Raw genomic sequence first — 13,557 nt, 5'->3', positions numbered from 1 at the left:
AAGATGTTTCCCCTACGTCTTCACCCGCAGGAGCCAGCCATGAGCCAGTCCGATAACAACAGTCCCAAGTGCCCGTATCACACCGCGCCGTTGCCTGCAGACGCCGCCCAGCAGCAGCGTGAGCTCAGCACCACGCCGAAACAGAAGCAGGGCGACGATCCGGTCACGCCGATGACCACGGCCTTCGGCGCGCCGGTGGTGGACAACCAGAACAGCAGGACCGCCGGCCCGCGCGGGCCGCTGCTGATGGAAGACGTCTGGCTGCTGGAAAAGCTGGCCAACCTCAACCGCGAGATCATTCCCGAGCGCCGCATGCACGCCAAGGGCTCGGGCGCGTTCGGCACCTTCACCGTCACCCACGACATCACCCGGTACACGCGCGCCAAGCTGTTCGAGAAGGTCGGCAAGCAGACCGAGATGTTCGCCCGCTTCACCACGGTGGCCGGCGAGCGTGGCGCCGCCGACGCCGAGCGTGACATCCGTGGCTTCGCACTGAAGTTCTACACCGAGGAAGGCAACTGGGACCTGGTCGGCAACAACACGCCGGTGTTCTTCCTGCGCGATCCGCGCAAGTTCGCCGACCTCAACAAGGCGGTCAAGCGCGACCCGCACACCAACCTGCGCAGCGCGCGCAACAACTGGGATTTCTGGACGCTGCTGCCCGAAGCCCTGCTGCAGGTGACCGTGGTGATGAGCGACCGCGGCATTCCGCGCAGCTTCCGCCACATGCATGGTTTCGGCTCACACACCTACAGCTTCACCAACGCCGACAGCGAACGCTTCTGGGTGAAGTTCCACTTCGTCAGCCAGCAGGGCATCGAATCGCTGACCGACGCGCAGGCGCAGATCCTGGTCGGCCATGACCGCGAAAGCCATGGCCGCGACCTGTTCGCCGCGATCGAGAAGGGCGACTTCCCGAAATGGAAACTGTTCATCCAGGTCATGCCGGAACTGGAGGCGGAAACCTACCGCATCCATCCGTTCGACCTGACCAAGGTGTGGCCGAAGAGCGACTACCCGCTGATCGAAGTCGGCCAGTTCGAACTGAACCGCAACCCGGTCAACTGGTACCAGGACGTGGAGCAGTCGGCGTTCGCCCCGAGCAACCTGGTGCCGGGCATCGGCCCGTCGCCGGACAAGATGCTGCAGGCACGCCTGTTCGCCTATTCCGATGCGCAGCGCTACCGGCTGGGCGTGAACCACCACCAGATTCCGGTGAACGCCGCGCGCTGCCCGGTGCACAGCAACCACCGCGACGGTGCGATGCGCGTGGATGGCAACTACGGCGGCCTGCCGCATTACGAACCGAACAGCTACGGCCAGTGGCAGGAACAGCCGCAGTACCGCGAACCGCCGATGAAGATCCGCGGCGACGCCGACTTCTGGAACTTCCGTGAGGACGACGCCGACTACTTCAGCCAGCCCGGCGCCCTGTTCCGCAGCTACAACCAGGCACAGAAGGACCGCCTGTTCGCCAACACCGCCCGCGCCCTGGGCGATGCGCCGGACTTCATCAAGCAGCGCCACATCGACAACTGCAGCAAGGCCGACCCGGCCTACGGTGCCGGCGTCGCTGCGGCCCTGAAGGCACTGGCCAGCCAGCCGTCGGATCCGTTCAAGCCGGCGCAGCCGGAAGCGGAGTTCCCCGCCGCCACCCCGGGCGCGGAAGACATCGAGCTCTGATCGCCCACCCCGCGTACGGCACGCCGCCCCCCCGTGGGGCGGCGTCGCCGTTTTAACGGTCCGCATCGTACCTTCGGCACGCCCCACCCCAACCAAGGATTCCGCAGATGAGCCTGACCGATGAACTTCTCGCCAAACTGCAGGGCGCCCCGCTGCAGCAGGTGTCGCAGCAGCTTGGCATCAGCGATACCCAGGCCTCCGGCGCGATCAGTGCCGCACTGCCGGTGCTGATGGGCGCGCTGGGCAACAACGCCTCGCAGCCGCAGGGCGCGCAGGCGCTGCTCGGCGCCCTGCAGAACAACCACAGTGGGCTCGACCTGGGCAGCGTGCTCGGTTCGGTGCTGGGCGGCGGTGGCGGTGGTGCCGCCAGCGACGGCGCCGGCATCCTCGGCCACATCTTCGGTGGCAGCCAGCAGAAGGTGGAAACCGGCCTGGCCCAGGCCACCCAGCTCGACAGCGGCCGCACCAGCCAGCTGCTGCAGATCCTCGCCCCGATCGTGATGGCCTTCCTTGCCCAGCGCCTCGGTGGCGGCCAGGCCGATGCCGGCTCGCTCAGCCAGGCGCTTGGCCAGGAAAAGCAGCAGGTGCAGCAGCAGGGCGGCATCGCCGGCGGCCTGCTTGGCAGCGTGCTGGACCAGGACGGTGACGGCCAGTTCGGGGTGGGCGATCTGCTGAAGATCGGCGGCAGCCTGCTGGGCGGCAAGCGCTGAGCCAAGGGGGGCGCCGGACCCGGTCTGGCGCCCTGCAGCTTACAAAGCGTCGATATCGCCGAGTGCGCGGATCAACCGCCGCGCGCGCTTGTCCGGCTTGTGCTCCGGCGGCTGGAAACCATCGCGCGCCGCGATGCGCAGCGCGCGCTGTTCGGCACGGCGTGCCTTGGAGGCCTCACTCTCGGCATACAGCTGCTGCGCCGCGGGGGCGGGACCGCGCTGGTCGCTCAGGCCGAGCACCTGGATCTCGAAATGCTCCTCACCGCGGTCGACCTGCAGCTGCTCGCCCACGCGCACCGCGCGTGAGGATTTCGGGCGCTGCCCGGCGACGCTGACCTTGCCGGTCTCGATCGCCTGCTTGGCCAGGCTGCGGGTCTTGAAGAAACGGGCCGCCCACAGCCAGATGTCCAGGCGGACGCTGGGCGACAACGGGGAAAGCTCGGTCATCGGCAGGGACTACTCCGTTCGCTTGTTCAGGGGACGCGGGTTGTCAGGGTCGGTGCGGCAGCCGCTGCCCCCGATCAACGTGGGTACGCCAGCAGACAGATCCTGGCGCTGGCTGCCGACCAGGCACTCGGGACGGTCGGTCGGCCGCACCTGGGCATCGCCCAGCCGGTCACCTGTCGAACACGCGGCCAGCGTGGCGCCGATCAAGGCCAGCGCCAGCCTCCGCTTCACCTGCAGTCGTTGATGCATTGCCACATCCCGCAAACCGGCTTGGTGCTAGTGTGCGCCTCCCGGGATTCGATCACCACTCCATGGCCAAAGCGCCGCTTGACCTGACCTCCGGCCCGATCGGCCGCAATCTCCTGTTGTTTTCCCTGCCGATCCTGGCGGGCAACATCGCGCAGTCGCTGAACGGTTCGGTGAACGCGGTCTGGGTCGGGCGCTTCCTCGGCGAGGCGGCGCTGACGGCCACCGCGAACGCCAACAACATCATGTTCTTCCTGATCGGCTCGGTGTTCGGCTTCGGCATGGCCTCGACGATCCTGATCGGCCAGGCGATCGGCGCGCGCGACATCGCGCAGGCACGCCGCGTGGTCGGCACCAGCGCCACGTTCTTCATCGGCCTGTCGGTGATCATCGCCATCGCTGGCTGGTTCATGGCCCACCCGCTGCTGGCGGCGATGGGCACGCCGGCCGCCTCGCTGCCGCTGGCCGAGGCCTACCTGCAGATCATCTTCCTGGCGATGCCGACGCTGTACGCGTTCGCCTTCCTCACCGCTGCGCTGCGCGGTGCCGGTGATTCGCGCACGCCGTTCCGTTTCCTGCTGGTGTCGGTGGCGCTGGACATCGTGCTGAACCCGGTGCTGATCTTCGGCATGGGGCCGCTCCCCGCGCTGGGCATCGCCGGCTCGGCCTGGGCCACGCTGGTCGCGCAGACGCTGTCGCTGGCCGGCCTGCTGCTGTACATGCGGCACAAGCGCCACACCCTGTGGCTGGGCCGCGCCGACATGCGCCTGTTCAAGCTCGACATGGCCATCCTCAAGGCGCTGGTGGTCAAGGGCGTGCCGATGGGCCTGCAGATGGTGCTGATCTCGCTGTCGGTGATCCTGCTGATGACCATGGTCAACCAGTACGGCACCGACACCGCCGCCGGCTACGGCGCTTCCCTGCAACTGTGGAACTACCTGCAGATGCCGGCGATGGCGATCGGTGCGGCGTGCTCTTCGATGGCCGCACAGAACGTCGGTGCGCAGCGCTGGGACCGCGTGCGCGGCACTGCACGCCAGGGCGTGCTGTTCAATTTCCTGTTGACCGGTGCGCTGATCCTGCCGCTGGTGCTGTTCGATCGCCAGCTGCTGGCCCTGTTCCTGCCGCCGGCCAGCCAGGCGCTGGACATCGCCCGTCACCTCAACCATGTGGTGATCGGCTCGTTCCTGTTCTTCGGCGTCAGCTTCGTGATCTCCGGCGTGGTGCGCTCCACCGGCGCGGTGATTCCGCCGCTGCTGATCCTGGCCGGCTCGCTGTGGGGCGTGCGCGTGCCGTTCGCCGAGCTGCTGCAGCCGTACTGGGGCGCCGATGCGATCTGGTGGAGCTTCCCGGTCAGCTCGCTGGTCTCGATGCTGCTGTCGCTGGCGTATTACCGCTGGGGCGGCTGGCGCAAGGCAAGGATGCTGGGCAAGCCGTCACACGCCGAAGCGCTGGCCACGCCGTCGGAAATTCCGGCCTGCCCGCCATCGCCGGTGGCCGACCCGGATGCCGCGCCGCCACGGTAGTGCCGGCCGCTGGCCGGCAACTTCATGGACCAACCAATGACACGGTAGTGCCGGCCGCTGGCCGGCAACTTCAAACCTCTCCGGAAGCATCGCGCAACAGCCGGCCAGCGGCCGGCTCTACCGCTTCTTCTTCGCCGCGTTGAACGCCGCCGCCGCGCGCATCTGTTGAATGACACGGTAGTCGCCGGCCGGCAACCTCACACCTCTCCAGCAGCATCTCGGAACAGCCGGCCAGCGGCCGGCTCTACCGTTTCTTCTTCGCCGCGTTGAACGCCGCCGCCGCACGCATCTGTTGAATGACACGGTAGTGCCGGCCGCTGGCCGGCAACCTCACACCTCTCCAGCAGCATCGCGGAACAGCCGGCCAGCGGCCGGCTCTACCGCTTCTTCTTCGCCGCGTTGAACGCCGCCGCCGCGCGCAGCAGCGCCTTGAACGCCGCGGCATCGGGCATCACGCCTTCATGAATGTCGATCGCACGCCGCGTGTTGCCTTCCAGGCTGGCGTTGAATAGACCTTTCGGGTCCGCCAGCGCCGCCCCGTGGGCGAAGGTCAGCTTCACCGCCTTCCTGTAGGCCTCACCGGTGCACAGGATGCCGTCGTGCTCCCACACCGGCGTACCGCGCCATTTCCAGGTTTCCTGCACGTCCGGCAGTGCTTCATGGATCAATGCACGCACGCGTGCCAGCGTTTCGCCGCGCCAGTCACCCAGCTCGGCGATGCGTGCATCGATCAGTTCGGTCGCCGGGGTTCCAGCATCGGCAGGGTTCGGAACATGCGTGGCCATCAGGGGCTCTCGTCGGGAAGGGAATCGGAATGCCGGGCTTACATGCGCTCGCCGGGCAACGCGGCGGCCTGGCGCACCCAGTCCAGGAACTGCGCTTCATCCAACAGGCCGGATTCGTGGATGTGCAGGTAGCGCGTGTCGCCGCTCCTGGACGGCTCCGGTGGCGGCGGCGTCAGTGCAGCGCCGCGGAAAAAGGCCACCTTGATGTAGCGGGTGAAGCAATGGAAGCTGAGAAACCAGCCCGCGCCGGCGGCCACCGCATACATCGGCGAGTTCCACTTCACCGCCTTGTGCACGCCGGGTACGGCCCGTTCGATCAGGGCATCCAGTCGCGCGCCAATCGGGCGTTTCCAGTCCGGCATGGCGGCGATATACGCCTGCACCGGGGCATCGCCCTCGCCCTTGGCGATCTGCGGGTTGCCACCGGACAGCAGGGTGGGCGCAGCGGTGGGTGCGGTTCGCTTGGCAGGCATCGCACGGTACGGGCATCGGGATGATGCGGCAGCCTAGCGCGGCCCGTAGCCGTCGGTCACGGCGCAGTGCGCCATCGGCTCAGTCGGCCTGCCGCGCCCGGAACTGGCGCCAGTCCGGCAGCTTGCGGTGGCGGCGCAGCGAGCGCATCAGCGCCGCCATCACCATGCCGAACAGCGCTCCGGCCAACAGGCCGGCCACCAGCAACAGCACCAGCGGACGTTCGCTGCCCTGCCACAGCATCAGCCACATCAGCGCGGTCCAGAACAGCCCGAACAGCAGGCCCTGCACCAGCGCGTTGGTACCGAAGCCAGCCAGGATCGGCGGCGGCAGTGCGATGCCGGCGCGCCACAGCAGCCGATGCAACAGCGGCGCCGATTGCCCGCGTGCCAGCCCCTTGCCGTCCAGGAAGCGCAGCGCCGACTGGATCACGGCGGGGTAATGCCGGTTGATGTCATTCATCAATTTATCGTGGCCGATGCGATGCCGGAAACGCAAACGGCCACCCGAAGGTGGCCGTCGCGGCAACAACCGAAGTTGTTTATCAGGCCTTGTCGGCCAGACGGGCAGCCTTGGCGGCAGCAGCGGCAGCCAGGTCTTCCTTGATGCGGGCAGCCTTGCCTTCCAGGCCACGCAGGTAGTACAGCTTGCCGGCGCGGACCTTACCACGACGCTTCACTTCGACCGAGTCGATGATGGCGCTGTGGGTCTGGAAAACGCGCTCGACGCCGTAGCCGTGCGAGATCTTGCGGACGGTGAACGAGGAGTTCAGGCCGGCGTTCTTGGTGGCGATGACGACGCCTTCGTAGGCCTGCACGCGCTCGCGGCTGCCTTCCTTCACCTTCACGTTGACGACAACGGTGTCGCCCTGGCTGAACTTCGGCAGTTCACGGGTGATCTGGGCGGATTCGAATTCCGCGACGATGGACTTGTTCAGCTTGCTCATGGGTTACACCGATTCTTGTTCGGGTGGGCGTGTCGTATCGACAACGTAGGCTCATGCAGTCACCGGACTGTGCTGCACGTTTGTTTTGGGTACTGCGCGCGCCAACCGGGGCTGGCGGGAATTGGCCATGATAGCCGATAAAGCCAGCCCTGCGCTAGGGGCTGGCCTTCTGGTTCCGGGCCTGGCGGCCCTGCTCCAGCAGTTTGCGGTCGGCCTTGCCCAGTGCCTGTTCATCCAGCAGGTCCGGGCGCCGCTGGGCGGTCCGGAGCAGCGACTGCTGGCGGCGCCAGGCGGCGATGGCCGCGTGGTTGCCCGAGCGCAGCACCTCCGGCACGTCCCCCAGCGGGTGCTGGGCCGGCTGGCTGTAATGCGGGCAGTCGAGCAGGCCGAGGTCGCCCTCGAAGCTGTCCTGCGCCGCCGATTCCGCATCGTTCAGGGCACCGTCCTGCAGGCGGGCCACGGCGTCGATGATCACCGCCGCGCCCAGCTCGCCGCCGGACAGCACGTAGTCGCCGAGGGAGATCTCCTGGTCGACATTGGCCTCCAGGAAACGCTCGTCGATGCCCTCGTAACGGCCGCAGAGCAGGACCATGCGCGGCAGCGCCGCCAGTTCCCGCACCTTGGCCTGGGTCAACGGCGCACCCTGCGGGCTGAGGTAGATCACCGGAGCCGGTGTCGGATCAGCCTCACGGATCGCCTGCAGGCAGGCCTGCAACGGCTCGATCAGCATCACCATGCCCGGACCGCCGCCGAACGGACGGTCGTCCACGCGGCGGTAGTTGCCTCCGGCGTAATCACGGGGATTCCAGCCATGCAGGCTGAACAGCCCCTTCTCCTGCGCACGCCCGACCACGCCCAACCCAGCGGACTGGGCGAGGAATTCGGGGAACAGGGTGATGACGTCGAAACGCATGCTCAGGCTCAGAACTCGGGATCCCAGTCGACCACGACCAGGTTGGCCTCGAAATCGACCGATTTGACGAAATCCGGCTGCACGAACGGAATCATCCGCTCGCGGTCGCCACGGACCACCACCACGTCGTTGGCACCGGTGCTGAACAGGTGCGAGACCTGGCCCAGGGCAACGCCCTCGGTGGTCTTCACGTCCAGGCCTTCCAGGTCGACCCAGTAGTACTCATCGGGCTTCGGCGGCGGCAACGCGCTGCGGGCCACGTAGATCTCGGTGCCGCGCATCGCTTCGACGGTATCGCGGTCCTCGACGCCGGGGAAACGGGCGACCAGGTGCTTGCCGCTGTCACGGCCACGCACGCCTTCCAGCGTGGTTTCCACGCCGGACGGGCTGCGCACGATCCACGGCTGGTAACGGAAAATGGCGGAACGTGGCTCGGTCCAGGACTCGAGCTTGATCTCGCCGCGCACACCAAAAGCGCCGACTACCCTGCCCAGCAGGATGCGGCGCTCGATATCTTTCATCTGCTTCAACCAAGAGGGCCACGCCGAAGCGTGGCCCGTCAGGATCAGGCCGCAGCGGCCTGGGACTTGGTCGCTTCCTTGATCAGGTTGCGGACCTTGTCGGTCGGCTGGGCGCCGTTCTTGACCCAATGGTCAACGCGGGCCAGGTCCAGCTCGATGCGCTTCTCGGCGCCCTGGGCGACCGGGTTGTAGAAGCCAACGCGCTCGATGTTGCGGCCGTCGCGCGCGCTGCGCACGTCGGTGACGATGATGTGGTAGAACGGACGCTTCTTGGCGCCGCCGCGGGTCAGTCGAATCTTGACCATGGTGTTTTTCCTATTGCCCAGTCGCCAGGATGGCGAGGTAAGCGGGCGATTATAGCGGCAGAGCCCGGCCGAGCCAACCCCGGGAGCTCGCCCGGGGTCAGATCCCTTTTGCGCCGCAAAAGGGATCTGACCCCAGCCTGTCCCAAGGCACCGCCGCCAGCACCGCCCTGCCCTGTTCAGCCAGCGCCTGCGAGCCGGGCAGGGCATGCCCGTCGATGGCGTCCAGCGGCCACAGGCCGCTGGCGTTGCAGGCAAAAGCGCCCTTCACACCGGCCAGGGCCGCCAGCTGCAACGGCTGCGTCGCCTGTGCCCCCGGCCAATGCTGCTTCAACAGCGCCTCGGCGGTACCGCGCAGGGCCGGCGCCTGCGGCCAGAGCAGCCGTTCACCATCGTGCACGGCCAGGTTCCAGGTACTGCCTTCACTCACTTCGCCATCGGCGGTCACGAACAGCACGTCGTCGAATCCGTCCGCCATCGCCGCGCGCCGCTCAGCGAACAGGCCAAACGTGCCCACATGCTTGATCTGCGGCATTTCGCGCTGCCAGGCCACGCTGCGCACGCGCTTGGGCGCGACCAGGGCCACCGGTGAGGACACCGCGACCAGCACGTCCACCGGCACCGCCGCCAGCGGGCTGCGGAAATCGAACCGGCGCGAGTACACCGTCACCCGCAGCGAGGCATCGGCCAGGCCGGCCTGCTGCAGCGCCTGTGCCATCCAGCCCCGTACCTGCCCCGTATCCAGCTCGCTGCCGAACAGTGCACGCGTGGCCTGTGACAGCCGCGCCAGATGCAGGTCCAGTCCCTGCACCGCATGGCCGCGCACCTGCAGCGAGGTGAAGTGGCCGTAGTTCACCAGCGCCGGCAGCAGGTCCTCCACCTGCGCCGGCTGGCCATTGCAGGTGGCCCTCATCGCAGCAGCGCCTGCGCCTGTTCCCACATGCCGCGCAGCACGCCGGCGGCCGGCTGTGCCGGCGCCATCCATGCTGACTGCCCGGCCCAGGCCTGCATCGCCGCCAGGCGATTTTCCTGCACGGCCTGCCTGCGCATCGGCGCGGTCAGGCCACGCTGCACCGGGTAGGGGCGCGGCGCGGGGGCGCCTTCGGCAGCAGCAGCGCGCACATACGGGGTCGCCAGGCCGCGGCCGAGGCGGCCACTGAACGCACGCGTCGGCCAGGTATCTTCCGGTTCGCTGGCGGCCAGCCCATCGGCCCACGCCGACGCAATCGCTGCTTCCGGCGTGCGCAGGAAGGCGGTGCCGATCTGCACGGCGCTGGCGCCCAGGGTGAGTGCGGCAGCGATGCCACGGCCGTCGGCAATACCGCCCGCGGCAATGACCGGGATCTGCAGGTGATCGGCCAAGCGCGGCAGCAGTGCGAACAACCCGACCAGCTGGCGCTCGGCCAGCGCCGGATCGAACGCGCCGCGGTGGCCACCGGCCTCGGCGCCCTGTGCCACCACCGCATCGGCACCGGCGTCCTGTGCCGCACGCGCTTCGGACAAGGTGGTCGCGCAGGCGATCCAGGCAATGCCGGCATCCTTCAGCTGCTGCACGTGGCGCGGCAGCAGCACGCCCATGATGGTCGAGGCCACCGCTGGACGCGCCGCCAGCAGCGCGGCGAACTGTTCTTCGAAATCGGCAGGCGTGGCGTCGGCGGCGCTGGCTGGGACGTCCGGGCCCCACTGCGCGAGGAAAGCGCGGCTGGCGGCCTCGGCGGCCACATCACGGGTCGGTGCGGGATCGGGCACCCACAGGTTCACCTGGGCCGGGCCGGTCGAAGCGGCGCGGAATTCGTCCATCCAGCGACCGATATCGGCCGAAGAGGACAACACCGCGCCCATCGCGCCCATGCTGCCGGCGTTGGCCAGCGCGGCCGACAACGGCACCGGACAGGCACCGGCCATCGGTGCCAGCAGGATCGGAACGGATACGCCAAAGCGCCGGCAGAACGCCTCGACGCGGGAAGTTACAGCGGAACTCTGCATGACGGCCCATCGTTTCGGACAGGCCACCATGGTGCGCGCGGGACAGGGGTGGCGTCGAGCCCGTTGCCCGACCGCCTGCTGCGGCGCTTGCGCCGCCGCCCGAGCGTGGGCTCGGGCGCTACATCACACTGCGACCGGGGCCGTCATCAACGGAACGGCATGCCACGGCCGCCCATGGCACCCATCATGCCCTTCATGCTGCGCAGCATGCCCTTCATGCCGCCGCCGGCCATCTTGCTCATCATCTTTTCCATCTGCATGTACTGCTTCATCAGCTTGTTGACGTCGGCCGGGGTCACGCCCGAGCCCTTGGCGATGCGCGCGCGGCGCGAGCCATTGAGCAGGTTCGGGTTGCGCCGTTCCTTCTTGGTCATCGAGCTGATGATGGCGATCATGCGCGGCACTTCCTTGCCCTGGCTGACCTGCTGCTTCAGATGGTCGGGGATGTTGCCCAGGCCTGGCAGCTTGTCCATCAGGCCGCCGATGCCGCCCATGTTCTGCATCTGCTCAAGCTGGTCGCGCATGTCGTTCAGGTCGAACTTCTTGCCTTTGGCGACCTTCTCAGCCAGCTTGGCCGCCTTGTCCTTGTCGACCTGCTGCTCCACCTGCTCGACCAGCGACAGCACGTCGCCCATGTCGAGGATGCGGCTGGCGATACGGTCCGGATGGAACACGTCCAGGCCTTCCGGCTTTTCGCTGACACCGACGAACTTGATCGGCTTGCCGGTGATGTAGCGGACGCTCAGTGCGGCGCCGCCACGGGCGTCACCGTCGGTCTTGGTCAGCACCACGCCGGTCAGCGGCAGCGCGTCGCCGAAGGCCTTGGCGGTGTTGGCCGCGTCCTGGCCGGTCATGGCGTCGACCACGAACAGGGTTTCGGCCGGATTCACCGCCGCGTGCAGGGCCTTGATCTCGGCCATCATCGCTTCGTCGATGGCCAGGCGGCCGGCGGTATCGACCAGCAGTACGTCGACGAACGACTTGCGGGCATCGTCGATGGCGGCGCGGACGATGGCTTCCGGCTTCTGGTCGGCGCTGGACGGGAAGAACAGCACGCCCACCTGCTCGGCCAGGGTCTTCAGCTGCTCGATCGCGGCCGGACGGTAGACGTCGGCCGAGACCACCATCACCTTCTTCTTGCGCTTTTCCTTCAGGTGCTTGGCCAGCTTGCCGACCGTGGTGGTCTTGCCGGCGCCCTGCAGGCCCGCCATCAGGATGATGGCCGGGGCGGGCACGTTGAGGTTCAGGTCGCTGGCTTCGGCGCCCATGACCGCGGTCAGTTCGTCGCGCACCACCTTGATCAGGGCCTGGCCCGGGGTCAGCGACTTCAGCACTTCCTGGCCGACCGCACGCACCTTGATGCGCTCGATCAGGGCCTGCACCACCGGCAACGCAACGTCGGCCTCGAGCAGCGCGATGCGTACTTCGCGGGTCGCCTCGCGGATGTTCTCCTCGGTCAGGCGGCCGCGGCCACGCAGGCGCTCGATGGTGCCGGAAAGGCGCTGGGTCAGGGACTCGAACATGCGGCGCAACCTGTCTGAAAGCGGGGGACAATAAGGCCGACAGTATAACGGGTCCGGCTGTCTGCCCGGGCTGCGACGACGGGGCCGTCGCCACCACCGCAGGGGTATGCGAAACTGCAACGATGACAATCGTTCTCATCGCCGTCCTGCTCTACCTGGCTGCCAGTGCCCTGCTGGTGCGCGCGCTCGGCCGCGATGAAACCTCCGGCTCGCCCACCTGGCTGTGGCCGGCCCTGCCGGCGATGCTGCTGCATGGCGGTTACCACGTGATGGTGGCGATGCGTACCACGGGCGGGCCGGACATGCACTTCTTCGCCGCGCTGTCGCTGGTCGGCCTGGGCATGGCCTGGCTGACCTCGCTGGTGGGCGCGCGCGGCCGCATGTCGGCGCTGGGCGTGGTGGTGTTCCCACTGGCCGCGGTACTGCTGCTGGCCTATCACGGCTATGGCCACGAGCCGAGCAAGGTGCTGGGCTGGCGCCTGGCCAGCCACGCATGGCTGGCGCTGCTGGCCTACGCCACGCTGAGCATCGCCGCGCTGCTGGCGATCATGCTGTGGCTGCAGGAACGCGCGCTGCGCCGCCGTGAGTTCCGGCCGTGGCTGCGCGCGCTGCCACCGCTGGCCGACCTGGAATCGCTGCTGTTCCGGGTGATCACGGTCGGCTTCGCGCTGCTGACCCTGACCCTGGTCACCGGCGTGCTGTTCGTCGATGACCTGCTGGCGCAGAAGCTGGTGCACAAGACCGTGCTGAGCGTGCTGTCGTGGATCGTGTTCGGCGTGCTGCTGGTCGGACGCCGTCGTTACGGCTGGCGCGGCATGAAGGCCGTGCACTGGACGCTGGCGGCGATGCTGTTGCTGCTGCTGGCGTTCTTCGGCAGCCAGTTCGTGATCGAACTGGTGTTCGGGCATACGCGTTAAGGCGTAATGGCCCGGTAATACCGGCCGCGGGCCGGGCCGGCAACTGAACCACGCCCTGCGTGGATGCCGCAGACGATCAAGGCAGCGGCTGCGCCAGGATCTTCCGTACCGAGCGTCCACTGTTGGTGAGAATGTCATCGACCTGCCAGCAGCCCTGGCCCTGGCGCACCATCGGCAGGCGGGTCAGGTAGGCCTTCTTCCATACCGCATAGCGCAATTCGACCTCGCCCGCGGTGGCCGACGCCTCTTTCCAGCGGTAACGCACCGGGGTTTCAATGTCGCCGTCCTGCGCATCCAGCCACGGATCGGAATCGATCGTGCAGATGCCTTCTTCGCGCTGCTGGCAGGCGCGCTCGCCGCGCAGTGCCTTGCCGAACGCCGGGCTGACCAGCGCCGGTGGCGGTTCCAGCAGGTCGCCATCGCCGGTCGTCGCCTCGAAGAAGGCACGGGCAACGGCCACGGGTTCCTGGCAGGCCAGCGCGGCCTGCACGGTGGGGGCCAGCAACAGCCCGGCAAGCACGAACATCCCTGTCTTCCGCATGTATTCCTCCTTGAGGTAGTGCCGGCCGCTGGCCGGCTAC

The 13,557-nt window shown here is 67.9% G+C and carries 17 protein-coding genes; 4 read left to right on the top strand and 13 right to left on the bottom strand.

The window, feature by feature from the left end:
- Window positions 1-171: 171 nt before the first annotated feature.
- Window positions 172-1,683 carry a catalase gene (locus NSQ78_RS06600; RefSeq protein WP_164688231.1) on the top strand — a complete coding sequence of 504 codons (1,512 nt, stop codon included), beginning with the start codon at window positions 172-174 and terminating at the stop codon, window positions 1,681-1,683.
- A 107-nt stretch (window positions 1,684-1,790) separates the two neighbouring features.
- Window positions 1,791-2,393 carry a DUF937 domain-containing protein gene (locus NSQ78_RS06595; protein ID WP_049464905.1) on the top strand — a complete coding sequence of 201 codons (603 nt, stop codon included), beginning with the start codon at window positions 1,791-1,793 and terminating at the stop codon, window positions 2,391-2,393.
- Between the two features lie 39 nt (window positions 2,394-2,432).
- On the opposite strand, the gene NSQ78_RS06590 is transcribed toward NSQ78_RS06595, so the two are convergent.
- On the bottom strand, window positions 2,433-2,840 hold the full coding sequence (locus tag NSQ78_RS06590; RefSeq protein WP_053462488.1) for an RNA-binding S4 domain-containing protein: 408 nt from the start codon (window positions 2,838-2,840) through the stop codon (window positions 2,433-2,435).
- 9 nt (window positions 2,841-2,849) lie between these two features.
- Window positions 2,850-3,089 carry a hypothetical protein gene (locus tag NSQ78_RS06585; protein ID WP_049464910.1) on the bottom strand — a complete coding sequence of 80 codons (240 nt, stop codon included), beginning with the start codon at window positions 3,087-3,089 and terminating at the stop codon, window positions 2,850-2,852.
- A gap of 62 nt (window positions 3,090-3,151) precedes the next feature.
- Here NSQ78_RS06585 and NSQ78_RS06580 point away from each other — a divergent pair, with 62 nt between their 5' ends.
- Window positions 3,152-4,612, top strand: coding sequence for an MATE family efflux transporter (locus tag NSQ78_RS06580; RefSeq protein WP_049464911.1), 1,461 nt, complete (start codon window positions 3,152-3,154; stop codon window positions 4,610-4,612).
- Between the two features lie 377 nt (window positions 4,613-4,989).
- On the opposite strand, the gene NSQ78_RS06575 is transcribed toward NSQ78_RS06580, so the two are convergent.
- The 10 genes from NSQ78_RS06575 to ffh form a co-directional block, all read right to left on the bottom strand.
- A complete protein-coding gene (locus tag NSQ78_RS06575) occupies window positions 4,990-5,397 on the bottom strand; it encodes a DUF1801 domain-containing protein (protein WP_064237924.1) in 408 nt (135 codons plus the stop codon).
- Between the two features lie 38 nt (window positions 5,398-5,435).
- Window positions 5,436-5,870, bottom strand: coding sequence for a DUF1801 domain-containing protein (locus tag NSQ78_RS06570; protein ID WP_064237923.1), 435 nt, complete (start codon window positions 5,868-5,870; stop codon window positions 5,436-5,438).
- A gap of 79 nt (window positions 5,871-5,949) precedes the next feature.
- Window positions 5,950-6,330 (bottom strand): DUF6404 family protein, encoded by a 381-nt coding sequence (locus tag NSQ78_RS06565; protein WP_053462484.1) that lies wholly within the window; start codon window positions 6,328-6,330, stop codon window positions 5,950-5,952.
- A gap of 82 nt (window positions 6,331-6,412) precedes the next feature.
- Window positions 6,413-6,814 carry a 50S ribosomal protein L19 gene (rplS, locus tag NSQ78_RS06560; RefSeq protein ID WP_005415736.1) on the bottom strand — a complete coding sequence of 134 codons (402 nt, stop codon included), beginning with the start codon at window positions 6,812-6,814 and terminating at the stop codon, window positions 6,413-6,415.
- Between the two features lie 154 nt (window positions 6,815-6,968).
- Entirely contained in the window at window positions 6,969-7,727 is a 759-nt protein-coding gene (trmD, locus tag NSQ78_RS06555) for a tRNA (guanosine(37)-N1)-methyltransferase TrmD (protein WP_064237922.1), read from the bottom strand.
- Window positions 7,728-7,735: 8 nt separating this feature from the next.
- The gene (rimM, locus tag NSQ78_RS06550; protein WP_053462482.1) at window positions 7,736-8,248 is read right to left on the bottom strand and encodes a ribosome maturation factor RimM; all 513 of its coding nucleotides are present in this window, start codon (window positions 8,246-8,248) and stop codon (window positions 7,736-7,738) included.
- A gap of 44 nt (window positions 8,249-8,292) precedes the next feature.
- The gene (rpsP, locus tag NSQ78_RS06545) at window positions 8,293-8,553 is read right to left on the bottom strand and encodes a 30S ribosomal protein S16 (protein WP_005415733.1); all 261 of its coding nucleotides are present in this window, start codon (window positions 8,551-8,553) and stop codon (window positions 8,293-8,295) included.
- Between the two features lie 97 nt (window positions 8,554-8,650).
- Window positions 8,651-9,463, bottom strand: coding sequence for an aminotransferase class IV family protein (locus NSQ78_RS06540; RefSeq protein ID WP_064237921.1), 813 nt, complete (start codon window positions 9,461-9,463; stop codon window positions 8,651-8,653).
- Window positions 9,460-10,536 (bottom strand): nitronate monooxygenase, encoded by a 1,077-nt coding sequence (locus NSQ78_RS06535; RefSeq protein WP_064237920.1) that lies wholly within the window; start codon window positions 10,534-10,536, stop codon window positions 9,460-9,462. Before NSQ78_RS06535 ends, NSQ78_RS06540 begins: the two co-directional genes overlap by 4 nt.
- Before the next feature lie 146 nt (window positions 10,537-10,682).
- Window positions 10,683-12,059 carry a signal recognition particle protein gene (gene ffh, locus NSQ78_RS06530; protein WP_005408591.1) on the bottom strand — a complete coding sequence of 459 codons (1,377 nt, stop codon included), beginning with the start codon at window positions 12,057-12,059 and terminating at the stop codon, window positions 10,683-10,685.
- A gap of 122 nt (window positions 12,060-12,181) precedes the next feature.
- On the opposite strand from ffh, the gene ccsA reads away from it, so the two are divergent.
- Entirely contained in the window at window positions 12,182-12,976 is a 795-nt protein-coding gene (gene ccsA / locus NSQ78_RS06525) for a cytochrome c biogenesis protein CcsA (RefSeq protein ID WP_049465473.1), read from the top strand.
- A 76-nt stretch (window positions 12,977-13,052) separates the two neighbouring features.
- Here ccsA and NSQ78_RS06520 read toward each other — a convergent pair whose 3' ends face one another.
- Entirely contained in the window at window positions 13,053-13,517 is a 465-nt protein-coding gene (locus NSQ78_RS06520) for a hypothetical protein (protein WP_064237919.1), read from the bottom strand.
- Window positions 13,518-13,557: the final 40 nt, after the last annotated feature.

The sequence above is a fragment of the Stenotrophomonas sp. FSL W7-1447 genome (genome assembly GCF_037966425.1).
Taxonomy (GTDB): domain Bacteria; phylum Pseudomonadota; class Gammaproteobacteria; order Xanthomonadales; family Xanthomonadaceae; genus Stenotrophomonas; species Stenotrophomonas pavanii.
The sequence above is the reverse complement of the archived record's forward strand: the minus strand, read 5'-3'. Positions and strand labels throughout refer to the sequence as shown.